Annotated in this window: 19 protein-coding genes; 16 read left to right on the top strand and 3 right to left on the bottom strand. The window is 70.6% G+C overall.

Annotated elements, in window-relative coordinates; all coding sequences use genetic code 11:
• Positions 1 to 130: 130 nt before the first annotated feature.
• The 6 genes from ruvB to AB0F11_RS21320 all read left to right on the top strand — a co-directional run bounded on the left by ruvB (position 131) and on the right by AB0F11_RS21320 (position 8,256).
• Positions 131 to 1,207 (top strand): Holliday junction branch migration DNA helicase RuvB, encoded by a 1,077-nt coding sequence (gene ruvB / locus AB0F11_RS21345; RefSeq protein ID WP_362175933.1) that lies wholly within the window; start codon positions 131 to 133, stop codon positions 1,205 to 1,207.
• Positions 1,208 to 1,371: 164 nt separating this feature from the next.
• Complete coding sequence (yajC, locus tag AB0F11_RS21340) at positions 1,372 to 1,851, top strand: preprotein translocase subunit YajC (RefSeq protein ID WP_362175930.1); 480 nt, start codon at positions 1,372 to 1,374, stop codon at positions 1,849 to 1,851.
• A 156-nt stretch (positions 1,852 to 2,007) separates the two neighbouring features.
• A complete protein-coding gene (secD, locus tag AB0F11_RS21335) occupies positions 2,008 to 3,798 on the top strand; it encodes a protein translocase subunit SecD (protein WP_362175927.1) in 1,791 nt (596 codons plus the stop codon).
• Between the two features lie 3 nt (positions 3,799 to 3,801).
• Positions 3,802 to 4,863, top strand: coding sequence for a protein translocase subunit SecF (gene secF, locus AB0F11_RS21330; protein ID WP_362175924.1), 1,062 nt, complete (start codon positions 3,802 to 3,804; stop codon positions 4,861 to 4,863).
• The gene (locus AB0F11_RS21325) at positions 4,860 to 5,411 is read left to right on the top strand and encodes an adenine phosphoribosyltransferase (protein WP_362175921.1); all 552 of its coding nucleotides are present in this window, start codon (positions 4,860 to 4,862) and stop codon (positions 5,409 to 5,411) included. Before secF ends, AB0F11_RS21325 begins: the two co-directional genes overlap by 4 nt.
• Before the next feature lie 421 nt (positions 5,412 to 5,832).
• Positions 5,833 to 8,256 carry a bifunctional (p)ppGpp synthetase/guanosine-3',5'-bis(diphosphate) 3'-pyrophosphohydrolase gene (locus AB0F11_RS21320; RefSeq protein ID WP_362175918.1) on the top strand — a complete coding sequence of 808 codons (2,424 nt, stop codon included), beginning with the start codon at positions 5,833 to 5,835 and terminating at the stop codon, positions 8,254 to 8,256.
• Between the two features lie 74 nt (positions 8,257 to 8,330).
• Here AB0F11_RS21320 and AB0F11_RS21315 read toward each other — a convergent pair whose 3' ends face one another.
• Both AB0F11_RS21315 and AB0F11_RS21310 read right to left on the bottom strand, forming a co-directional pair.
• Positions 8,331 to 9,560: a DUF349 domain-containing protein gene (locus AB0F11_RS21315; RefSeq protein ID WP_361909078.1), complete on the bottom strand. Its 1,230-nt coding sequence runs from the start codon at positions 9,558 to 9,560 to the stop codon at positions 8,331 to 8,333.
• Positions 9,561 to 9,751: 191 nt separating this feature from the next.
• On the bottom strand, positions 9,752 to 10,534 hold the full coding sequence (locus tag AB0F11_RS21310; protein WP_362175915.1) for a peptidylprolyl isomerase: 783 nt from the start codon (positions 10,532 to 10,534) through the stop codon (positions 9,752 to 9,754).
• A gap of 164 nt (positions 10,535 to 10,698) precedes the next feature.
• Here AB0F11_RS21310 and AB0F11_RS21305 point away from each other — a divergent pair, with 164 nt between their 5' ends.
• From AB0F11_RS21305 to AB0F11_RS21290, 4 genes are all read left to right on the top strand, one after another.
• Positions 10,699 to 11,409, top strand: a complete 711-nt coding sequence (locus AB0F11_RS21305) for an MBL fold metallo-hydrolase (RefSeq protein ID WP_362175912.1) — start codon at positions 10,699 to 10,701, stop codon at positions 11,407 to 11,409.
• A gap of 10 nt (positions 11,410 to 11,419) precedes the next feature.
• A complete protein-coding gene (hisS, locus tag AB0F11_RS21300; RefSeq protein WP_362175909.1) occupies positions 11,420 to 12,682 on the top strand; it encodes a histidine--tRNA ligase in 1,263 nt (420 codons plus the stop codon).
• A gap of 191 nt (positions 12,683 to 12,873) precedes the next feature.
• A complete protein-coding gene (locus AB0F11_RS21295; RefSeq protein ID WP_361909090.1) occupies positions 12,874 to 13,479 on the top strand; it encodes a vitamin K epoxide reductase family protein in 606 nt (201 codons plus the stop codon).
• 40 nt (positions 13,480 to 13,519) lie between these two features.
• Entirely contained in the window at positions 13,520 to 14,878 is a 1,359-nt protein-coding gene (locus AB0F11_RS21290) for a replication-associated recombination protein A (protein ID WP_362175906.1), read from the top strand.
• 31 nt (positions 14,879 to 14,909) lie between these two features.
• Here the strand turns inward: AB0F11_RS21290 and AB0F11_RS21285 are convergent, their stop codons facing one another.
• Positions 14,910 to 16,430 (bottom strand): UvrD-helicase domain-containing protein, encoded by a 1,521-nt coding sequence (locus AB0F11_RS21285; RefSeq protein WP_362175903.1) that lies wholly within the window; start codon positions 16,428 to 16,430, stop codon positions 14,910 to 14,912.
• Between the two features lie 566 nt (positions 16,431 to 16,996).
• Between AB0F11_RS21285 and rpsD the strand changes: the two genes are divergently transcribed.
• The 6 genes from rpsD (at position 16,997) to mltG (ending at position 23,616) form a co-directional block, all read left to right on the top strand.
• Entirely contained in the window at positions 16,997 to 17,608 is a 612-nt protein-coding gene (rpsD, locus tag AB0F11_RS21280; RefSeq protein ID WP_361909097.1) for a 30S ribosomal protein S4, read from the top strand.
• A 239-nt stretch (positions 17,609 to 17,847) separates the two neighbouring features.
• Positions 17,848 to 18,282 carry a DUF948 domain-containing protein gene (locus tag AB0F11_RS21275; RefSeq protein ID WP_362175900.1) on the top strand — a complete coding sequence of 145 codons (435 nt, stop codon included), beginning with the start codon at positions 17,848 to 17,850 and terminating at the stop codon, positions 18,280 to 18,282.
• A gap of 8 nt (positions 18,283 to 18,290) precedes the next feature.
• Positions 18,291 to 18,647 carry a hypothetical protein gene (locus AB0F11_RS21270; protein ID WP_362175897.1) on the top strand — a complete coding sequence of 119 codons (357 nt, stop codon included), beginning with the start codon at positions 18,291 to 18,293 and terminating at the stop codon, positions 18,645 to 18,647.
• The gene (gene alaS / locus AB0F11_RS21265) at positions 18,647 to 21,316 is read left to right on the top strand and encodes an alanine--tRNA ligase (RefSeq protein ID WP_362175894.1); all 2,670 of its coding nucleotides are present in this window, start codon (positions 18,647 to 18,649) and stop codon (positions 21,314 to 21,316) included. The genes AB0F11_RS21270 and alaS overlap by 1 nt, the downstream gene beginning before the upstream one ends.
• Positions 21,317 to 21,318: 2 nt before the next feature.
• Entirely contained in the window at positions 21,319 to 21,789 is a 471-nt protein-coding gene (gene ruvX / locus AB0F11_RS21260; RefSeq protein ID WP_361909109.1) for a Holliday junction resolvase RuvX, read from the top strand.
• A gap of 126 nt (positions 21,790 to 21,915) precedes the next feature.
• Positions 21,916 to 23,616: an endolytic transglycosylase MltG gene (gene mltG, locus AB0F11_RS21255; protein WP_362175891.1), complete on the top strand. Its 1,701-nt coding sequence runs from the start codon at positions 21,916 to 21,918 to the stop codon at positions 23,614 to 23,616.
• The last annotated feature ends 7 nt before the right edge of the window (positions 23,617 to 23,623 follow it).

Genomic DNA, 23,623 nt, shown 5'->3' with positions numbered 1-23,623 from the left:
GCGCCCGGAACGGGGTCCGGGGCGCAGCCCCGGTTTCGGGAAGGGGCGGGGAGGGGACGGCCCCGCAGGGACCCGGGCCCGCTCCGCAGGAACACCGCACCGCACGAAACCGAGAAGGCAGACTGACACCGTGAACTGGGACGACGACACCGAGGCCCCCGCCGAGGGCGACCGCATCGTGGCGCCGGCAGCCGACGGCGAGGACACCGCCGTCGAGGCGGCCCTGCGCCCGAAGGACCTCGGCGAGTTCGTCGGCCAGGAAAAGGTCCGCCAGCAGCTCGACCTGGTCCTGAAGGCGGCCCGCCAGCGCGGCGCCACCGCCGACCACGTCCTGCTCTCCGGCGCCCCCGGCCTCGGCAAGACCACCCTCTCGATGATCATCGCGGCGGAGATGGGCGCGCCCATCCGGATCACCTCCGGTCCCGCCATCCAGCACGCCGGCGACCTCGCCGCCATCCTCTCCTCCCTCCAGGAGGGCGAGGTCCTCTTCCTTGACGAGATCCACCGCATGTCCCGGCCCGCCGAGGAGATGCTGTACATGGCCATGGAGGACTTCCGGGTCGACGTCATCGTCGGGAAGGGCCCCGGCGCCACCGCCATCCCGCTCGAACTGCCGCCGTTCACCCTGGTTGGCGCGACGACCCGGGCCGGACTGCTGCCGCCGCCGCTGCGCGACCGGTTCGGCTTCACCGGGCACATGGAGTTCTACGCCCCCCAGGAGCTGGAACGCGTCATCCGCCGCTCCGCCGGCCTGCTCGACGTGGAGATCGACCCCGCCGGCGCCGCCGAGATCGCCGGCCGCTCCCGCGGTACCCCGCGCATCGCCAACCGGCTGCTGCGCCGGGTGCGCGACTACGCCCAGGTCAGGGCCGACGGAGTGATCACCCGCGAGGTGGCCGCGACGGCCCTGCAGGTGTACGAGGTGGACGGGCGCGGCCTGGACCGCCTCGACCGGGCGGTGCTGGAGGCCCTGCTCAAGCTGTTCGGCGGCGGCCCGGTCGGCCTGTCCACCCTCGCCGTGGCCGTCGGCGAGGAGCGGGAGACCGTGGAGGAGGTCGCCGAGCCGTTCCTCGTACGGGAGGGGCTCCTCGCCCGTACCCCGCGCGGCCGGATCGCGACCCCCGCCGCATGGGCTCACCTGGGACTTGTCCCGCCGCAGCAGGGCGGCGGCGGATCCGCCGTACAACAGGGCCTGTTCGGGGCGTGACGGCGCGGAGGTTGGCCCGGTCAGGAACTGCGGTGCCATGCTGGGCGTTGTTCCATCGGTGCGGACTCGCCTAGACTCCGCCGATGCCGACCCTTCGGGTCGGCGTGCCCACCCCCGTAGAAAAAGGCCGTCTCCCGTGCGGTCGTGCGAAGGATCTCCGTCCCGTGAATCTCGTGACACTCCTCCCGTTCATCGTGCTCATCGGGGCGATGTTCCTGATGACCCGCTCCGCGAAGAAGAAGCAGCAGCAGGCCGCGCAGATGCGCGACCACATGACGCCCGGCACCGGCATCCGCACCATCGGCGGCATGTACGCCACGGTCAAGGAGATCGGCGACGACACCGTCACCCTTGAGGTCGCCCCCGGCGTGCACGCGATCTACGCGAAGATGGCCATCGCCGCCGTCCTGGACGACGCGGAGTACAACCGCATCGTCCACGGCGCCGAGGCCGCGGCCGACCACGAGGCGCCCGTCGTCCCCGACGACATCTCCTCCCTGACCAAGGACGAGGACGAGGCCCCCAAGGCCGACCTCGCCAAGAAGGACGAGGACGAGGCCCCCAAGCTCGACCTGGGCAAGAAGGACCAGCCTGAGGACGGCAAGGGAGACGCCGAGGGCGACGGCGAGGCCGGCGCGAAGTAACACGCGCGGCCGGGGACCGCGACAACGCCCGACCGGCGCCCGCGCGGTCCCCGTCAGTGACACTTCTGCGGGGGGCAGGGGTCCCCACCACACATTTCGTGGCCGTCCGGGCGCCGAACCCCGGCGCCGGACGGTTGGACAGGGAGATACGACAAGGTGGCAGCACCGAAGAAGGGCCGGCGGCCCACGGGGGCTCAGGGGAGGCCGGGGCGCGCCCTGGCGGTCATCCTGATCGCAATGGTGGCGCTCACCGCGGGGATGTTCCTCACGAAGCAGACGACTCCCCGGCTCGGCATCGACCTCGCGGGCGGCACGAGCATCACGCTCAAGGCCAAGAGCGAGCCCGGCAAGCCGGACGCGATCAACGAGACCAACATGAACACGGCGGTCGGCATCATCGAGCGCCGCGTCAACGGTCTCGGCGTCACGGAGTCCGAGGTCCAGACGCAGGGCCGCGACCACATCATCGTGAACATCCCCAAGGGGACGAACGAGAAGCAGGCCCGCGAGCAGGTCGGCACCACCGCTCAGCTGTACTTCCGGCCCGTCCTGGCCTTCGCCGACGGCGCCCCGGCAGTCCCGCAGGCCACGCCGAGCCCGTCGACGAGCGCCTCCGGCGCCCCCAAGGCCGAGGGCAGCAAGCCCAGCGCGTCGGCCACCCCGTCGTCCAGCGCCACTTCGCAGGGCCGTGTGATCAGCGAGGCCCTCAAGGCCCCCGCTGCGACCGCCTCGCCCTCGCCCTCGCCGTCGGCGAGCCAGTCGAAGAAGGCAGACGACAACAAGACCGCCCCGTCCCCCACCCCGGCCCCGACCGGCGCGGACGCGGCCGCCGCCGACCTCCAGGCCAAGTTCGCGGCCCTGGACTGCACCGACGAGCAGCAGCGCGCCGCCGTCGGCAAGAGCGCCAAGCCCGAGGAGCCGACCCTCGCCTGCGGCAAGCGCGGCAACGCCTGGGGCAAGTGGATCCTCGGCCCGGCCGGTGTCGCCGGTACCGACGTCAAGGACGCCAAGGGCGTCATCGACCCGCAGCGCGGCGCCTGGATCGTCACCATGCAGTTCACCGACAAGGGCGCCGACAAGTTCGCCAAGATCACCGGTGAGCTGGCCACCAAGCAGATGCCGCAGAACCAGTTCGCCATCGTGCTCGACGGCGAGGTCGTCTCCGACCCGTCCGTCAGCCAGGCGCTGACCGGCGGCAACGCCGAGATCTCCGGCGGCTTCACCCAGCAGTCCGCGCAGGACCTGGGCAACATGCTCTCGTACGGCGCCCTGCCGCTGTCCTTCAGCGAGGACAGCGTCACCACCGTGACCTCCGCGCTCGGCGGGGAGCAGCTGAAGGCCGGCCTGATCGCCGGTGCGATCGGCCTCATCCTGGTCGTGGTCTACCTGCTGGTGTACTACCGCGGTCTGGCGTTCATCGCGATCGTCAGCCTCATGGTGTCCGCGATCCTCACGTACACGATCATGGCGCTGCTGGGCAAGGGCATCGGCTTCGCCCTGAACCTGCCCGCCGTGTGCGGTGCGATCGTCGCGATCGGCATCACCGCGGACTCGTTCATCGTGTACTTCGAGCGCATCCGCGACGAGATCCGCGAGGGCCGCACGCTGCGCCCCGCGGTGGAGCGGGCCTGGCCGCGCGCCCGGCGCACCATCCTGGTCTCCGACTTCGTGTCGTTCCTGGCCGCCGCGGTGCTCTTCATCGTCACCGTCGGCAAGGTGCAGGGCTTCGCCTTCACCTTGGGTCTGACCACCCTCCTCGACGTGGTCGTGGTGTTCCTCTTCACCAAGCCGATCATGACGCTGGTGGCCCGTACGAAGTTCTTCTCCAGCGGTCACCCCTGGTCCGGGCTCGACCCGAAGCGGCTCGGCGCCAAGCCGCCGCTGCGCCGGTCCCGCCGCACCGGTTCCGGTTCCGTCACCGCTCCCGTCGACGCAAAGGAGGCGTGAGAGATGTCGAAGCTGGGAGATCTCGGCGCCAAGCTGTACCGCGGTGAGGTCGGCTACGACTTCGTCGGCAAGCGCTTTCTCTGGTACGGCGTTTCCATCCTGATCACCATCACGGCGATCGTGGGCCTGGCCGTCCAGGGCCTCAACATGGGCATCGAGTTCAAGGGCGGTGCCGTTTTCACCACCCCCAAGACCTCCGTGTCCGTCGCCAGGGCGACCGAGGAGGCCAAGAAGGCCTCCGGCCACGAGGCGATCGTCCAGCAGCTGGGCACCGGCGGCCTGCGCATCCAGATCTCCGGTCTGGACACCGATGACGCCGCCGGCGTGAAGAAGCAGCTGGCCGGCGACCTCAAGGTCAAGGAAGGCGACATCAACGCCGACCTGGTCGGCCCCAGCTGGGGCGAGCAGATCGCGGCCAAGGCCTGGACCGGCCTCGCCGTCTTCATGGTCCTCGTGGTGATCTACCTCGCCATCGCCTTCGAATGGCGGATGGCGGTCGCCGCGCTGGTCGCACTGATCCACGACCTCACCATCACCGTCGGCATCTACGCGCTCGTCGGCTTCGAGGTCACCCCCGGCACCGTGATCGGTCTGCTGACCATCCTCGGCTACTCCCTCTACGACACCGTCGTCGTCTTCGACGGTCTGAAGGAGCAGTCGAAGGACATCACCAAGCAGACCCGCTACACCTTCAGCGAGATCGCCAACCGCAGCATCAACGGCACCCTGGTCCGCTCGATCAACACCACCGTCGTGGCGCTCCTGCCGGTCGCGGCCCTGCTGTTCATCGGTGGCGGCTTCCTCGGCGCGGGCATGCTGAACGACATCTCGCTGTCGCTGTTCGTCGGCCTCGCGGCCGGTGCTTACTCCTCGATCTTCATCGCGACCCCGCTGGTCGTGGACCTCAAGGAGCGAGAGCCGGCGATGAAGGCCCTGCGCAAGCGGGTCCTGGCCAAGCGGGCCTCCGCGGCCGCCAAGGGCGAGTCCGAGGCCGGCGACGGGGCGTACGAGGGCACGGACCAGCCGCAGATCGTGGCCCAGGGCCGGGCGGGGCGGCGTCGATGAGCACACTGCCGCCCGAGGTGCACGAGCTGCTGCTCAGCCGGATCAAGGACGTCCCGGACTACCCGAAGCCGGGGGTGATGTTCAAGGACATCACCCCCCTGCTGGCCGACCCGAAGGCCTTCACGGCCCTGACGGACACGCTGACCGGGCTGGCCGAGTCCTACGGCGCCACGAAGATCGTCGGTCTGGAGGCGCGCGGGTTCATCCTCGCCGCGCCGGTGGCCGTCCGCGCGGGCATCGGCTTCGTGCCGGTCCGCAAGGCCGGCAAGCTGCCCGGCGCGACGCTGTCCCAGGCGTACGACCTGGAGTACGGGACCGCGGAGATCGAGGTCCACGCCGAGGACCTCCGGGCCGGCGACCGCGTCATGGTCATCGACGACGTCCTGGCCACCGGCGGGACCGCCGAGGCCTCGCTGTCGCTGATCCGCCGGGCCGGTGCCGAGGTCGCCGGTGTGGCGGTGCTCATGGAGCTGTCGTTCCTGCCGGGGCGCGCGAAGCTGGCCGACGCGCTTGCCGGGGCTCCGCTGGATGCGCTGATCGTGGTCTGACGGCCTCTGCCTCTGCTTGCCGAAGCGGCGGGTGTCCGGGTCTGCCCCGGGTGCCCGCCGCTTCGGCGTGTGCGGGTCCGCTGCGCGGGGCTTTTCTCCCCGCCCCGCCCTTTCTCCGTCTCCGCCTCAAGCGCCGGCGGGGCTGGATGCTCGGGGCTCCGCCCCGGACCCCGCGCCTCAAACGCCGGCGGGGCTGGATGGTGCCGGCGGGGCTGAATGGTGTCGGAGGGGCTGGATGGTGCCGGCGGGTTGGATGGTGCCGCGGGGCTGGGTGGTGGGGGTGGGGCCGGGTGGTGGGGGGCGCCCGCCATGCGGGCGGGGGGAACGGGTCGGCGGAACGCTCGCTACCATGGGTTATCCGGACCTGACCGGGGCACCGGATCGTCCCCCGGACTCCGGGGGGACCCCCAGAGGAGCGCTCTTGCCAGACGAGGTCCAGCCACTCTCCGCCGCGCAGCCCGACCCGCAGGCAGACAAGGCCGCGGCGCCTCCCGCCACGCCCCCGAAGGCCCCGCCCCTGAGGCCCTCGCCGGCGAAGTCCGCGGGGTCCTCCAACCGTGTGCGCGCCCGGCTCGCGCGCCTCGGAGTCCAGCGTTCCAACCCGTACAACCCGGTACTGGAACCCCTGCTGCGCATAGTCCGCAGCAACGACCCGAAGATCGAGACGGCCACCCTGCGCCAGATCGAGCAGGCCTACCAGGTCGCCGAGCGCTGGCACCGCGGCCAGAAGCGCAAGAGCGGCGACCCGTACATCACCCACCCGCTCGCGGTCACCACCATCCTCGCCGAGCTCGGCATGGACCCGGCCACCCTGATGGCGGGCCTGCTGCACGACACCGTCGAGGACACCGAGTACGGGCTGGAGGACCTGCGCCGCGACTTCGGCGACGCCGTCGCCCTCCTCGTCGACGGCGTCACCAAGCTCGACCGGGTCAAGTTCGGCGAGGCCGCCCAGGCCGAGACCGTCCGCAAGATGGTCGTGGCCATGGCCAAGGACCCCCGTGTCCTGGTCATCAAGCTCGCCGACCGCCTGCACAACATGCGCACCATGCGCTACCTCAAGCGGGAGAAGCAGGAGAAGAAGGCCCGCGAGACCCTCGAGATCTACGCGCCGCTGGCCCACCGCCTCGGCATGAACACGATCAAGTGGGAGCTCGAGGACCTCGCCTTCGCGATCCTCTACCCCAAGATGTACGACGAGATCGTCCGGCTCGTCGCCGAGCGCGCCCCGAAGCGGGACGAGTACCTCGCCATCGTCACCGACGAGGTGATGGTCGACCTCAGAGCCGCCCGGATCAAGGCCACCGTCACCGGCCGGCCCAAGCACTACTACAGCGTCTACCAGAAGATGATCGTCCGCGGCCGTGACTTCGCGGAGATCTACGACCTGGTGGGCATCCGCGTCCTCGTCGACACCGTCCGCGACTGCTACGCCGCCCTCGGCACCGTGCACGCGCGGTGGAACCCGGTCCCCGGCCGGTTCAAGGACTACATCGCGATGCCCAAGTTCAACATGTACCAGTCGCTGCACACGACGGTCATCGGGCCCAACGGCAAGCCGGTCGAACTCCAGATCCGCACCTTCGACATGCACCGCCGCGCCGAGTACGGCATCGCCGCCCACTGGAAGTACAAGCAGCAGACCGTCGCCGGCGCCTCCAAGATCCGCACCGACGTCCCGCAGGCCGCCAAGGGCAGCGCCGGCCAGGACACCGTCAACGACATGGCCTGGCTGCGCCAGCTGCTGGACTGGCAGAAGGAGACCGAGGACCCCGGCGAGTTCCTCGACTCGCTGCGCTTCGACCTCTCCCGCAACGAGGTCTTCGTCTTCACGCCCAAGGGCGACGTCATCGCCCTGCCCGCCGGCGCCACCCCCGTGGACTTCGCGTACGCCGTCCACACCGAGGTCGGCCACCGCACCATAGGCGCCCGCGTCAACGGGCGCCTGGTGCCGCTGGAGTCCACCCTCGACAACGGCGACCTCGTCGAGGTCTTCACCTCCAAGGCCGAGGGCGCCGGCCCCTCCCGCGACTGGCTCGGCTTCGTCAAGTCGCCGCGCGCCCGCAACAAGATCCGCGCCTGGTTCTCCAAGGAGCGCCGCGACGAGGCCATCGAGCACGGCAAGGACGCCATCGCGCGGGCCATGCGCAAGCAGAACCTGCCGATCCAGCGCATCCTGACCGGCGACTCGCTCGTCACCCTCGCCCACGAGATGCGCTACCCCGACATCTCGTCCCTGTACGCGGCGATCGGCGAGGGCCACGTGGCCGCGCAGGGCGTCGTACAGAAGCTCGTCCAGGCCCTCGGCGGCGAGGAGGCCGCCAACGAGGACATCGAGGAGAGCGTCCCGCCGTCCCGCGCCCGCACCAAGCGGCGCGGCAGCGCCGACCCCGGTGTGGTCGTCAAGGGCGTCGACGACGTCTGGGTCAAGCTGGCCCGCTGCTGCACCCCGGTCCCCGGCGACCCGATCATCGGCTTCGTCACCCGCGGCAGTGGCGTATCGGTTCACCGCGCGGACTGCGTCAACGTGGACTCCCTCTCGCAGCAGCCCGAGCGGATCCTCGAGGTCGAGTGGGCGCCCACCCAGTCCTCGGTCTTCCTGGTCGCCATCCAGGTCGAGGCGCTGGACCGCTCCCGCCTGCTCTCGGACGTCACCCGGGTCCTGTCGGACCAGCACGTGAACATCCTCTCGGCGGCCGTCCAGACCTCCCGCGACCGGGTGGCCACCTCCCGCTTCACCTTCGAGATGGGCGACCCGAAGCACCTGGGCCACGTCCTGAAGGCCGTACGCGGCGTCGAGGGCGTCTACGACGTCTACCGCGTCACCTCGGCCCGCCGGCCGTAGCTGCCGCCCGCACGTCACAGGGCCCCGGTACGCATTGCGCGTACCGGGGCCCTCGCGTTGCCCGGGCGGCCTTCTCAGCCGCCGAACTCCTCCAGGCCCTTCAGCGCCTGGTCCAGCAGGGCCTGGCGGCCCTCCAGCTCACGCGACAGCTTGTCGGCCTTCGCGTTGTTGCCCGCCGCGCGGGCCGCGTCGATCTGCTCGCGCAGCTTGTCGACCGCTGCCTGCAGCTGACCCGTCAGGCCGGCCGCACGGGCCCGCGCCTCCGGGTTCGTACGCCGCCACTCGCCCTCCTCGGCCTCCTGGATGGCCCGCTCCACCGCGTGCATCCGGCCCTCGACCTTCGGGCGGGCGTCGCGCGGCACGTGGCCGATGGCCTCCCAGCGCTCGTTGATCGAACGGAACGCGGCCCGCGCCGCCTTCAGGTCCGTCACCGGGACGAGCTTCTCGGCCTCCTCGGCCAGCTCCTCCTTCAGCTTCAGGTTCTCGACCTGCTCGGCGTCACGCTCCGCGAACACCTCCGAGCGCGCCGCGAAGAACACGTCCTGCGCACCGCGGAAACGGTTCCACAGGTCGTCCTCGGCCTCGCGCTGCGCACGGCCCGCCGCCTTCCAGTCCGCCATCAGCTCGCGGTAGCGGGCGGCCGTCGGACCCCAGTCCGTCGACTTCGACAGCGACTCGGCCTCGGCGACCAGCCTCTCCTTGACCTTGCGGGCGTCCTCGCGCTGCGCGTCCAGCGAGGCGAAGTGCGCCTTGCGGCGCTTGGAGAAGGCGGACCGGGCGTGCGAGAAGCGGTGCCACAGCTCGTCGTCCGACTTGCGGTCCAGGCGCGGCAGACCCTTCCAGGTGTCCACCAGGGCGCGCAGCCGCTCGCCCGCGGCCCGCCACTGGTCGCTCTGCGCCAGCTCCTCGGCCTCGGCCACCAGCGCGTCCTTGGCCGCGCGGGCCTCGTCCGTCTGCTTGGCCTTCTGGGCTCGGCGCTCCTCGCGCCGCGAGTCCACCGCCGCGACCAGCTTGTCCAGCCGGACGCGCAGGGCGTCCAGGTCGCCCACCGCATGGTGCTCCTCCACCTGCGTGCGCAGGTGGTCGATCGCGGTCTGCGCGTCCTTGGCGGACAGATCGGTGGTCCGCACCCGCCGTTCGAGGAGGCCGATCTCGACCACCAGGCCCTCGTACTTGCGCTCGAAGTAGGCCAGGGCCTCCTCGGGGGTGCCCGCCTGCCACGAGCCGACGACCTTCTCCCCCTCGGCAGTACGCACGTACACGGTGCCCGTCTCGTCGACGCGGCCCCACGGGTCGCTGCTCACAGCGCCTCCTCCACCTGATGCCCGCGAGGGGGTTCACCCCCCGGGCATCGTCCACAGTTTCCTGGGGCGGGCAGCGCCCGCCCTGCACAACGCCAACATAGGCGACCGCCGGGCCGGCTGTCCGCATCCCGCACGACGGAATATCGCCGCAGGGGGCGCGCGGCCGGCCGGGCGCGCCGCTGCCGGGCCCGTCAGTTCTTGGTGACGGCGGCCTTCTCCACGGTCACCGGGGTCTTCGGGGCCCCGTCCTGCCCGCCGTCGGCGGTTCCGGCCTTGGCGATCTCCTCCAGCGCCTTCAGACCCGCCGCGTCGATCTTGCCGAACGGCGTGTACGACGGCGCCAGCGGGCTGTCCTTGTAGACCAGGAAGAACTGGCTGCCGCCGGTGTGCGGCCGGCCGGTGTTGGCCATCGCCACCGTGCCCGCCGGGTAGACGACCTGGCCCTGCTCGTTGGGCTTGCCCAGGGCGTCGAGGTTCTCGTCCGCGATCGTGTAGCCGGGGCCGCCCATGCCCGTGCCCTCCGGGTCGCCGCACTGGAGGACGAAGATCCCCGAGGTGGTCAGGCGGTGGCACTTGGTGTTGTCGAAGAAGCCCTTGTCCGCGAGCGACTTGAACGAGTTGACGGTCTCCGGGGTCTTGGCCGCGTCCATCTCGGCCTTGATCTCACCGGCGCTCGTCTTCAGGTCGAAGGTGTACTTGGCCTTCTGGTCGATCGCCATCGCGGGCGCCGGGGAGGTCTTCGGGCTCGCCGACGCCGACGGGTTCGCGTTCGGCTCGGCCGCCTGTTCCTTCTTGTCCTTGTCGAAGACACCGCCGACGATCAGGCCCACCAGCGTCGCGATCACCACGGCGACCGCCGCGCCGATCACCGCCGCCCGCTGGCGCGCCTTGCGGCGGGCCTCCGCCCGGCGCTTCTGCTGGCGCTCGTACTTCTCCCTGGCGAGCTGTCGCCGCCGCTGATCGCTCGTGACCACCGGGTCGTCTCCTTGTGCGTCTCTGGTACCGCTGTCCGGGCTCGGTAAGGCCGTACCGTATATGGGTTCGCTGTGAAACGAGCCGCGCCGGTAGGCTCTGAGCAGCAGCATTGCCGAGACGGGTCGCTGCTGCCGCTCCCGCCGGACGACGAATGAGGACGAACGTGCTGATTGCCGGCTTCCCCGCCGGGGCCTGGGGGACCAACTGCTACGTGGTCGCCCCCGCCGCAGGCGAGGAATGCGTGATCATCGACCCGGGCCACCAGGCGACCCAGGGCGTCGAGGAAACGCTGAAGAAGCATCGGCTCAAGCCCGTCGCGGTGGTCCTCACCCACGGCCACATCGACCATGTGGCCTCCGTGGTCCCGGTGTGCGGAGCGCACGACGTGCCGGCCTGGATCCACCCCGAGGACCGCTACATGATGAGCGACCCGGAGAAGGCCCTCGGCCGCTCCATCGGGATGCCCCTGATGGGCGAGCTCACCATCGGCGAGCCGGACGACGTCCGCGAGCTGACCGACGGCGCCGGGCTGAAGCTGGCCGGACTGGACTTCACGGTGGCGCACGCGCCCGGCCATACCAAGGGGTCGGTGACCTTCCGGATGCCCGAGCAGTCCGACATCCCCTCGGTCTTCTTCTCGGGTGACCTGCTCTTCGCCGGCTCCATCGGACGCACCGACCTGCCCGGCGGCTCCCACGCCGAGATGCTCGAATCGCTGGCCCGCGTGTGCCTGCCGCTCGACGACTCGACCGTGGTGCTGTCCGGCCACGGTCCCCAGACCACCATCGGCCGCGAGCGCGCGACCAACCCGTACCTGCGGGAGGTCGCCGCCGGCCTCGGGGAAGGCACCGCCGCCCCGCGACGAGGAATGTGACGAGACTTTCGTGAGCACCTTCAAGGCCCCCAAGGGCACGTACGACCTGATCCCGCCGTTCTCGGCGAAGTACCTGGCCGTCCGCGAGGCCATCTCCGGCCCGCTGCGCAAGGCCGGCTACGGGTACGTCGAGACGCCGGGCTTCGAGGACGTAGAGCTTTTCGCGCGCGGTGTCGGTGAATCGACCGACATCGTGACCAAAGAGATGTTCACCCTGACCACGAAGGGCGGCGCCAACCTGGCGCTCCGGCCCGAGGGCACGGCATCCGTCCTGCGCGCGGCGCTGGAGGCCAACCTCCACAAGGCCGGCGGTCTGCCGGTCAAGCTCTGGTACTCCGGTTCGTACTACCGCTACGAGCGCCCTCAGAAGGGCCGCTACCGCCACTTCTCCCAGGTCGGTGCCGAGGCCATCGGCGCCGAGGACCCGGCTCTGGACGCCGAGCTGATCATCCTGGCCGACCAGGCATACCGCTCGCTGGGCCTCAGCAACTTCCGCATCCTGCTGAACTCCCTCGGCGACAAGGAGTGCCGCCCGGTCTACCGGGAGGCGCTCCAGACCTTCCTGCGCGGGCTGGACCTGGACGAGGAGACGCTGCGCCGCGCCGAGATCAACCCGCTGCGGGTGCTCGACGACAAGCGGGCCGACGTCCAGAAGCAGCTGGTCGACGCCCCGCTGCTGCGCGACTACCTCTGCGACGCCTGCAAGGCGTACCACGAGGAGGTCCGGGCGCTGATCACGGCCGCCGGGGTCGCCTTCGAGGACGACGAGAAGCTGGTGCGCGGCCTGGACTACTACACGCGCACCACCTTCGAGTTCGTCCACGACGGCCTGGGCTCGCAGTCCGCTGTCGGCGGCGGCGGCCGCTACGACGGCCTGTCCGAGATGATCGGCGGCCCCGCGCTGCCGTCGGTGGGCTGGGCGCTGGGCGTGGACCGCACGGTCTTGGCACTGGAGGCCGAGGGCGTCGAGCTGGACATCCCGCCGGTTGCCGAGGTGTACGCAGTCCCGCTGGGCGACGAGGCGAAGCGCGTGCTGTTCGGCGTGGTCACGCAGCTGCGCGCGGCTGGCATCGCCTCCGACTTCTCGTACGGAGGGAAGGGCCTGAAGGCGGCGATGAAGGGCGCGAACCGCTCGGGTGCGCGCTTGGCGATCATCGCGGGCGAGCGGGACCTGGCCGAGGGAGTCGTCCAGGTCAAGGAAATGGAGTCCGGCGAACAGACCGCAGTGGCTCTGGACGGGCTCATCGAGAGCGTGCGCGCGAAGCTCGCGTGACGTGCGGAGGCCGGACGGCGCATACCGTCCGGCCTCGACCCCCGCGAGTTGCGGGGAGCATGCACCGCCCTTGGTTTCGAACGCGGGGTCACCCCCGCACGGGCGGGGAGCAGTCGACCGCACAACGACGGACGGCCGTACGTGGTTGCTCCCCGGCAGGGCCCACAGACCCGTGCGGCAGAATGCACCGCATGACGACTACAGGCGAGGAAACCGTGCGGACCGTCGGCGCGAGCCGGGCGCTGGCCTGGCTGCTGGTGATAACCGGCGCGGCCGGGCTGGTCGCGGCCTGGGTGATCACGATCGACAAGTTCAAGCTGCTGGAAGACCCGAACTTCACGCCGGGCTGCAGCCTCAACCCGATCGTCTCCTGCGGCAACATCATGAAGAGCGAGCAGGCCTCCGCCTTCGGGTTCCCCAACCCGATGATGGGCCTCGTCGCGTACGGGATCGTGATCTGCGTCGGCATGAGCCTGCTGGCCGGGGCCCGGTTCCGGCCCTGGTACTGGCTGACCTTCAACGCCGGCTGCCTCTTCGGCGTCGTCTTCTGCGCCTGGCTGACCTACCAGTCGCTGTACAACATCAACGCGCTCTGCCTGTGGTGCTGCCTGGCCTGGGTCGCCACGATCTTCCTGTTCTGGTACGTCACGGCGCACAACGTGCGCGAGGGCCTGCTGCCCGCCCCCGGCTGGCTGCGCGGCTTCCTCGACGAGTTCACCTGGGTGCTGCCGGTCCTGCACGTCGGCATCATCGGCATGCTGATCCTGACCCGCTGGTGGGACTTCTGGACCTCCTGAGCCCGCCGGGTCTGTCAGTGGGAGCGCATAGGCTTCCCGTGTGGAACCAGACCTGTTCACCGCCGCAGCCGAAGACCGCCGGGAGAAGGATCCGGCGAGCTCCCCGCTCGCCGTACGCATGCGCCCGCGCACCCTGGACGAGGTCGTCGGCCAGCAGCACCTGCTGAAGCCCGGATCGCCGCTGCGGCGGCTGGTCGGGGAGGGCGCCGGCGGTCCGGCCGGCGCGTCGTCGGTGATCCTGTGGGGCCCGCCCGGCATCGGCAAGACCACGCTCGCGTACGTGGTGAGCCAGGCGACGCAGAAGCGCTTCGTGGAGCTGTCCGCCATCACGGCGGGCGTGAAGGAGGTGCGGGCGGTCATCGAGGGCGCCAAGCGGGCGGCCGGCGGGTACGGCAAGGAGACCGTCCTCTTCCTCGACGAGATCCACCGCTTCAGCAAGGCCCAGCAGGACTCGCTGCTCCCGGCCGTGGAGAACCGGTGGGTGACGCTGATCGCGGCGACCACCGAGAACCCGTACTTCTCCGTGATCTCCCCGCTGCTGTCGCGCTCGCTGCTGCTGACGCTGGAGCCGCTGACCGACGAGGACCTCAGCGGGCTGCTGCACCGGGCCCTGACCGAGGAACGGGGGCTCGGCGGGGCGGTGTCCCTCCCGGCGGACGCCGAGGCGCACCTGCTGCGGATCGCGGGCGGCGACGCCCGGCGGGCGCTGACGGCGCTGGAGGCCGCGGCCGGCTCGGCGATCGCCAAGGGCGAGGACGAGATCACGCTGCGGACGGTCGAGGAGACCGTCGACCGGGCCGCCGTGGCCTACGACCGGGACGGCGACCAGCACTACGACGTGGCGAGCGCGCTGATCAAGTCGATCCGCGGCTCGGACGTGGACGCAGCCCTGCACTACCTGGCCCGGATGATCGAAGCGGGGGAGGACCCGCGGTTCATCGCGCGGCGCCTGATGATCTCGGCGAGCGAGGACATCGGCCTGGCGGACCCGACGGCCCTGCCGCTCGCGGTGGCCGCGGCCCAGGCGGTCGCGATGATCGGCTTCCCGGAGGCGGCGCTGACGCTGTCGCACGTGACGATCGCCCTGGCGCTGGCCCCGAAGTCGAACACGGCGACGACCGCGATCGGCGCGGCCCTCGCGGACGTGCGGGCGGGCCTGGCCGGATCGGTGCCGGCGCACCTGCGCGACGGCCACTACAAGGGCGCCGCGAAGCTGGGGCACGCCGTGGGCTACGTGTACCCGCACGACGTGCCGGGCGCGATCGCCGCCCAGCAGTACGCCCCCGACGCGGTCCACGGCAAGCGCTACTACGAACCGACCCGCTACGGCGCGGAAGCCCGCTACGCGGACATCGTGGAAAAGGTCCGAGACCGCCTCCGCGGCACCACCGGCTCCTGACCGCACCGCCGGGCTCCGTCGCCGGGTGGCCTCACCCCGAAGCAGGTCCCAGGGCGTCCCAGGGGTCGGCGGGCCCGCCGCGGCCCGGACGTCCTTCGGGGCGCCGGTTGATCCAGCCGAGGCCGCCGATGTCAAGTCGCAGGCGTGCACGGGTGACGGCCACGTAGGCGAGGCGCGCCTCGGCATCGTCGATCTCGCCCGGCAGCGGAACCCCGTTCTCGTCGGTCTCCTCCGGGTCCACCGGTTCGGTGAAGTCCTCACCGATGCGGACCGAGGCCCATTCACGGCCCTTGGCCTTGTGGGCGGTGGAGACCACGATCTCGGCACCCTGCTCGGCCGAGAGCCGCTCCACGGCGGCCAGGATGACCTCGACGCCGTGCTCGTCCACCAGGTCGACGAGCGGCAGCAGGTCCCGGCCGGACGGGTCGTACTCGGCGTACTCCTGGAGCTCGCCCCAGGATTCGAAGAGGATCAGTTCGGGGTGCGTACTGCGCTTTCCGGCCTTGAGGTCGCGGGCAGCCCGGGCGAGGGCGCTGAGCGCCTCGCCGCCGCCCACCAGGCCGACCCTGCGGCCGCCCTCCAGCAGCCGCATCACTTCGAGCATGGCCCCGACGTTGGACCGGCACAGGATGGCCTCCGGCTGCTCCACCCGCTCCAGCCGGGTGTCGATGGCCGGGGTTCCGGTCAGCCGGAGCGGCGATGCGGCGAGGTGGAGCCACCGGTTGGCCTCCTCGGCGAGCGCGGAGCCGAAGCGGAAGGACCGGGACAAGGCCAGCTGCGTCCCGTCGAAGCCGGTCATCACGTCCCTGGCACCGCGCCATCCGTAGATGGCCTGGGCCGAGTCGCCGACCATGACCAGCTGGGCGTGGTGGCGCTGCGCAGTGAAGATCTTCTCCACCACCGGGTTGGTGTCCTGCGCCTCGTCCAGCAGCAGGAAATCGGCCGGGATGACCGGGTCGGTGAGGGCCCAGATCTTGAGGTAGTGGTCGTGGTCGAACCGGACCACGCCCTCGTGCGGGTTCTGCAGGTCCTCCCAGGCCTTGGCGGCGTACGGCAGCACGATGTCGACGAGCTGGGCGTGCAGGTGCTCGGCCTCGATGCCGCGCAGCCGCGGGACGTGGTGGCGCCCGATGGTGCTGTCCGCCGACTGGCAGAAGCGGGTGACGGTCCGCAGCGCCGTGTAGGACAGCGCCTTGTTGGTGACCTTGCGCTCGCCGATCCGCACGCGCATGTTGACCGCGATGCCGAGTAAGGCGCCGGTCTTCCAGCCGGGAACCCGCGGGGCGTTCAGCCGGGAGGCATAGTGCCGGCCCACCGCGCCGAAGGCGAGGGAGTGGGCGGTACGGCAGTCCACGGTGTCGGGGAACTTGCGGGCCGCGTCGACGGCGATGGACTTGTTGAAGGCGATGTACCGGCCGCGGGCGCCCGTGCCCTTCGCGAGCATGGCCAGGGTCGTGGTCTTGCCCGTCCCGGCGCCCGCCTGGAGGACCAGGTGGTCCCCGTTCCGGAAGGAGTCGACGGCCGCGCTCTGCTCAGGGGTCGGGACGGTCATCGTGCTCCTCCGTGTCGCTGTGACGTCGCCGGGCGGGATCACGGTGGCACAGGGAGATCATCCGTGTCCGGCGATCACGGTTTCCCCGCTCCTGCGGCGCCGTTGCGGCCTCGGATACGATGGGGCGCGGACGCCGGCGTCGTTCCGTGATCTCGGTCACGGGTGTGAGGTCGTCGTCCTGGGCGTGAGTGGCTGCCGTGCAGCCGCGGATTCCCCTGGCAGCAGGGGGAGCACGTCCCCGTCCGGGGTGGCGGTCCGAGCGGCCGGCCCCCCTGTCCCGCACTTCGCCTGGTCACAGCGGCCGCCCCTGGTCGAGAGCACCCGGCGGCGTGAGGGATACTGAGGCGTTGGACTCTACGAGGGTTCGTACGCGTTCGGCTCCGGTGAGCTGCCGAACGCCTTCCCTGGGACGCGGCTGACCTTGCTTATCGTCGTCGAAAGCGGATTCCGTTTCGTTGGAATCCGAACTCCGATGCGCTCTGGGCAGGGGGATCCCATGTGGTCGAGACATTACGTCCTCCTCGACAAGGTAAGCCTCACCTAACTTTTATGGAGGTAGGTTCCCCGTGAACCAGAAGCGACCCAAGGTCAAGAAGTCGCGCGCTCTCGGCATCGCCCTGACGCCGAAGGCCGTCAAGTACTTCGAGGCCCGCCCCTACCCGCCGGGCGAGCACGGCCGTGGCCGCAAGCAGAACTCGGACTACAAGGTCCGTCTGCTCGAGAAGCAGCGTCTGCGCGCTCAGTACGACATCTCCGAGCGTCAGATGGCCCGCGCGTACGACCGCGCCAAGAAGGCCGAGGGCAAGACGGGCGAGGCGCTGGTCGTCGAGCTCGAGCGTCGTCTCGACGCCCTGGTCCTGCGTGCCGGCATCGCCCGCACCATCTACCAGGCCCGCCAGATGGTCGTCCACGGCCACATCGAGGTCAACGGCGCCAAGGTCGACAAGCCGTCCTTCCGCGTTCGTCCGGACGACGTCATCACCGTCCGCGAGCGCAGCCGCGAGAAGGTTCCGTTCCAGATCGCCCGTGAGGGTGGCTACGCAGGCGAGGGCGAGACCCCGCGCTACCTGCAGGTCAACCTGAAGGCCCTGGCCTTCCGCCTGGACCGCGACCCGAACCGCAAGGAAATCCCGGTCATCTGCGACGAGCAGCTCGTCGTCGAGTACTACGCCCGCTGATCCGGCGGCCGTAGCACCACAGGCTGGTCAGCCCGCCGGTTCCCCTCTGGGGGAGCCGGCGGGCTTCCTTTTCCCCGTCCTGCGGAACGGAGAGTGCCGCTCCGGGCGCCCTGCGTAGACGGCCGGCCCGCCCGCCACGGCCGGTCCCCCGTTCCGGTACGGCAGCGGATCTCCGGCGCGATAGGGTCGGAGAACGAATTCTTCCTCCGTAGTGATCAACATGCAGAGAGCGGTGCAACGTGTCCGGTGGAGAGGTGGCCGGGATCCTCGTGGCCGTCTTCTGGGCGGTCCTGGTCTCCTTCCTCGCCCTGGCGCTGGCGAGGCTGGCCCAGGTGCTCAAGGCGGCCACCAAGCTGGTGGCCGACGTGACCGAGCAGGCCGTCCCGCTGCTCGCGGACGCCTCCACCACCGTCCGCTCCGCGCGCACCCAGCTCGACCGGGTCGACGCCATCGCGAGCGACGTCCAGGAGGTCACCTCCAACGCCTCCGCCCTGTCCTCCACCGTGGCCTCCACCTTCGGCGGCCCGCTGGTCAAGGTCGCCGCCTTCGGCTACGGAGTCCGCAAGGCGCTCGGCAGGACGCAGGACGGGGCGCCGCGCGCCGGCACGGAGCGACGCACCGTGATCGTTGGCCGTACGGTGCCGGCGGCCCGGCGCCGCAAGCAGAAGGGCTGAAGACGCCGATGTTCCGCCGAGCCTTCTGGTTCACCGCAGGCGCTGCCGCCGGCGTGTGGGCCACCACCAAGGTCAACCGGCAGCTGAAGAAGCTGACGCCGGAGAGCCTCGCCGCCCTGGCCGCCGACAAGGCCGTCGAGGCCGGCCACCGCCTCAAGGACTTCGCCCTCGACGTCAAGGCGGGAATGATCCAGCGCGAGGACGAGCTGAACGACGCACTGGGGCTGCACCAGGACCCCGACCGGCCCGACAACGTCACCGCCCTTCCCGGGCCGCGGCGGCCGCGGGCCATCCAGAACGACAAGCGCCTCCGGGCCACCGACCGACCGAACCTTACGTACATCAACCGGAATGAGGACCACTGATGGAGTCGGCTGAAATCCGCCGCCGCTGGCTGAGCTTCTTCGAGGAGCGCGGTCATGCCGTTGTCCCTTCGGCGTCGCTCATCGCGGACGACCCGACTCTGCTGCTGGTCAACGCGGGCATGGTCCCGTTCAAGCCGTACTTCCTCGGTGAGACCAAGCCGCCGGCCCCGCGGGCCACCAGCGTGCAGAAGTGCGTGCGCACCCCGGACATCGAAGAGGTCGGCAAGACCACCCGCCACGGCACCTTCTTCCAGATGTGCGGCAACTTCTCCTTCGGCGACTACTTCAAGGAAGGCGCCATCAAGCTGGCCTGGGAGCTGCTGACCACCCCGGTGGCCGACGGCGGCTACGGGCTGGAGCCGGAGAAGCTCTGGATCACCGTCTACCAGGACGACGACGAGGCCGAGCAGATCTGGCGCGACGTCATCGGCGTCCCCGCCGAGCGCATCCAGCGCCTGGGCAAGAAGGACAACTTCTGGTCCATGGGCGTCCCCGGCCCCTGCGGCCCCTGCTCCGAGATCAACTACGACCGCGGTCCGGAGTTCGGCGTCGAGGGCGGCCCGGCCGTCAACGACGAGCGCTACGTGGAGATCTGGAACCTGGTCTTCATGCAGTACGAGCGCGGCGCCGGCGACGGCAAGGAGGACTTCCCGATCCTCGGCGACCTGCCGTCGAAGAACATCGACACCGGTCTCGGCCTCGAGCGCCTGGCGATGATCCTGCAGGGCGTGCAGAACATGTACGAGACCGATACCCTGCGCGTGGTCATGGACAAGGCCACCGAGCTGACCGGGGTCCAGTACGGCGCCGCCAAGGAGACCGACGTCTCCATGCGCGTGGTCGCCGACCACATGCGCACCTCCGTCATGCTCATCGGTGACGGCGTCACCCCGGGCAACGAGGGCCGCGGCTACGTGCTGCGCCGCATCATGCGCCGCGCCATCCGCAACATGCGCCTCATGGGCGCAACCGGCCCGGTCGTGAAGGAGCTCATCGACGTCGTCATCGACACGATGGGCCAGCAGTACCCCGAGCTGATCACCGACCGCAAGCGCATCGAGACCGTCGCGCTCGCCGAAGAGGCCGCCTTCCTCAAGGCCCTCAAGGGCGGCACCAACATCCTCGACACCGCCGTCACCGAGACCAAGGCCGCCGGCGGCACCGTCCTCTCCGGCGACAAGGCGTTCCTGCTCCACGACACCTGGGGCTTCCCGATCGACCTCACCCTCGAGATGGCCGCCGAGCAGGGCCTGACCGTGGACGAGCCCGGCTTCCGCCGCCTGATGCAGGAGCAGCGCGACCGGGCCAAGGCCGACGCCAAGGCCAAGAAGACCGGCCACGCCGACGTCTCCGCCTACCGCGAGATCGCCGACACTGCCGGCGGCACCGAGTTCACCGGCTACGCCACCAACCAGGGCGAGGCCACCATCGTGGGCCTGCTCGTCAACGGCGTCTCCTCCCCGGCCGCCTCCGAGGGCGACGAGGTCGAGGTCGTCCTCGACCGCACCCCGTTCTACGCCGAGGGCGGCGGCCAGCTCGCCGACCAGGGCCGGATCAAGCTCGACACCGGCGCGGTCATCGAGGTCCGCGACGTGCAGCAGCCGGTCCCGGGCGTCTCCGTCCACAAGGGCTCGGTCCAGGTCGGCGAGGTCACCGTCGGCGCCTCCGCGTACGCCGCGATCGACGTCCGGCGCCGCCGGGCCATCGCCCGCGCCCACTCCGCGACGCACCTGACCCACCAGGCGCTGCGCGATGCGCTGGGCCCGACCGCCGCCCAGGCCGGCTCCGAGAACAGCCCGGGCCGCTTCCGCTTCGACTTCGGCTCGCCGAACGCCGTCCCCGGCACGGTCCTGACCGACGTCGAGCAGAAGATCAACGACGTGCTGTCCCGCGAGCTCGACGTGACCGCCGAGATCATGAGCATCGACGAGGCGAAGAAGCAGGGCGCCATCGCCGAGTTCGGCGAGAAGTACGGCGAGCAGGTCCGCGTCGTGACCATCGGCGACTTCTCCAAGGAGCTGTGCGGCGGCACGCACGTCGGCAACACCTCCCAGCTGGGTCTGGTCAAGCTGCTCGGCGAGTCCTCCATCGGCTCCGGCGTGCGCCGTGTCGAGGCGCTCGTCGGCGCGGACGCGTACAACTTCCTCGCCAAGGAGCACACGGTCGTCGCCCAGCTCCAGGAGCTGGTCAAGGGCCGTCCGGAGGAACTGCCGGAGAAGATCGCCTCCATGCTCGGCAAGCTGAAGGACGCCGAGAAGGAGATCGAGAAGTTCCGCGCGGAGAAGGTCCTCCAGGCCGCCGCCGGCCTCGCCGACAACGCCCAGGACATCCGCGGCGTCGCCCTCGTCGTGGGCCAGGTCCAGGACGGCACCGGCGCCGACGACCTGCGCAAGCTGGTCCTCGACGTCCGCGGCCGCATCCAGGGCGACCGCCCGGCCGTCGTGGCCCTGTTCACCGTGGCGGGCGGCCGCCCGCTGACCGTGATCGCCACCAACGAGGCCGCCCGCGAGCGCGGCCTGAAGGCCGGCGACCTGGTCCGCACCGCCGCCAAGACCCTCGGCGGCGGCGGTGGCGGCAAGCCGGACGTCGCCCAGGGCGGCGGCCAGAACCCGGCCGCGGTCCCGGAGGCCATCGCCGCGGTCGAGCGCCTCGTGGTGGAGACGGTCTGACCATGACGCTGCGCCGCGGCCGCCGACTGGCCATCGACGTCGGGGACGCCCGGATCGGGGTCGCCTCCTGCGACCCCGACGGGGTGCTGGCCACTCCGGTGGAGACCGTCCCCGGCCGGGACATCCCCGCTGCCCACCGGCGGCTGCGGCAGCTCGTCGAGGAGTACGAACCCCTGGAGGTCGTGGTCGGCCTGCCCCGCTCGCTCAGCGGGCGGGAGGGGCCGGCCGCGGCCAAGGTGCGTGCCTTCGCCACGGAACTCGCCAAGGGCATCAAGCCGGTGGTGGTCCGCCTGGTGGACGAGCGGATGACCACGGTCACCGCCGCCCAGGGCCTTCGGGCCTCCGGGCGCAACGCCAAGAAGGGCCGGTCGGTGATCGACCAGGCAGCCGCTGTGGTGATCCTCCAGAACGCTCTTGAGACCGAACGGGTATCGGGTAATCCGCCCGGCGAGTGCGTCGAAGTGGTTGTCTGATCGCGATACGGTAACGTTCCGCGAGACGTGGCGGCATTCGAACAGCCGTCGCCCACCACTTCAGAGGCGGAACCGGGTGCCTGGCGGCCGTTGCCAGGTACTCCGTCTCGCGGCTCTAGGGGATCCATGACTGAGTATGGACGGGGCTCTGGCCCCGAACCGTGGCACCCGGAGGACCCCCTGTACGGGGACCCCGGGTGGGGCGGGCACGAGGCCCAGCAGGGTCAGATGCCCTACGGCGGTGGCCCGCAGCAGCAGTATCCGCAGGAGCCGCAGTACCAGCAGCAGTACGTCCAGCACGTCCAGCAGCAGGACCAGTACGGGCAGCCGATGCAGGGCTATGCCCCGCAGCAGCCCCACCCGGCCCAGCAGATGCAGCAGCCGCAGCAGATGCAGCCGCAGATGCAGCAGACGTACGCAGGCCAGGGCCAGACCTGGGACACCGGCCAGATCCAGTACGCCGACCCCGTCCAGACCGTCGACCCGTACGCGGGCGCCGAGCCGTACGCCCAGCAGCCCATCGGCGGCTTCCCCGGCGAGACCCCCGACCTCTACGGCACCGACGAGGCCTACCCGCCGCCGGAGCCCCCGGGCCGCCGCCGCCCGGACCCCGAGCCGAGCCTGGAGGAGGACGAGGAGGCCGAGGCCTCCTCGGACGATGACTCCGACGCCCCGGCCGGCGGCGGCCGCCGCGCGGGCCGCGGCAAGGGCGGCAAGGGCGGCAAGGGCAAGGGCAAGAAGAAGAGCAGCAAGGCCGCCTGCCTCGTCTCCGCAGTCGTGATCCTCGGCGTGGTCGGCGGGGGCGGCTACTACGGCTACAGCTACCTCAAGGCGCGCTTCGGTGCCGCCGAGGACTACACGGGTGCCGGAACCGACGAGTCCGTCGAGGTGCAGATCCCGCAGAACGCCACCCTGGCCCAGATGGGCAACATCCTCAAGGAACACGGGGTCGTCGCCAGCACGGACGCGTTCATCGCCGCAGCCCAGGCGAGCAAGAAGGGCACCTCGATCCAGGCCGGCGTCTACACGCTCAAGAAGAAGATGTCGGCCGCGTCCGCCGTCGCGGTGATGGTCGACCCCTCCAAGCTCAACGTGCTCACCATCCCCGAGGGCACCCGCGCCGTCGACGTCTACAAGGCGATCGACAAGAAGCTCGGCAAGCCCGAGGGCACCACCGCCCAGATCGCCAAGCAGGAGTCCAAGAACCTCGGCCTGCCCACCTGGGCCGCGAACAACGCGAAGATCCGCGACCCGCTGGAGGGCTTCCTCTACCCGGCGCGCTACGACCTGTCCAAGGACACCACGCCGCAGTCCCTCCTCAAGCAGATGATCCGCAACGCGAACGACAAGTACGCGGCCATCGGCATCGAGGAGAAGGCGAAGGCGCTCGGCCTGGAGAACCCGCTCCAGCTGGTCACGGTCGCGAGCCTCGTCCAGGTCGAGGGCAACAAGCACGAGGACTACCGCAAGATGTCCGAGGTCATCTACAACCGCCTGAAGAAGACCAACGACGTCACGAACCAGAAGCTCGAGTTCGACTCGACGATCAACTACCTCAAGGGCACGAGCGACATCAACGTCACCCGCGAGGAGACGCGCAAGCTCGACAACCCGTACAACACGTACTTCTACAAGGGCCTCACGCCCGGACCCATCAGCAACCCGGGCAGCGAAGCCATCAACGCCGCGCTCGACCCCGACAAGGGCGGCTGGATGTTCTTCGTGTCGGTCGACGGCAACACGACGACCTTCACCAAGACGTTCGCGGAACACGAGAAACTGGTGGCGCAGTTCAACGAACGTCAGAGCAAGAAGTCGGGTGGGTAGGTAACAG

Source organism: Streptomyces sp. NPDC032472, assembly GCF_040636955.1.
Lineage (GTDB): Bacteria > Actinomycetota > Actinomycetes > Streptomycetales > Streptomycetaceae > Streptomyces.
This window is presented reverse-complemented; position numbering and strand designations above follow the sequence as displayed.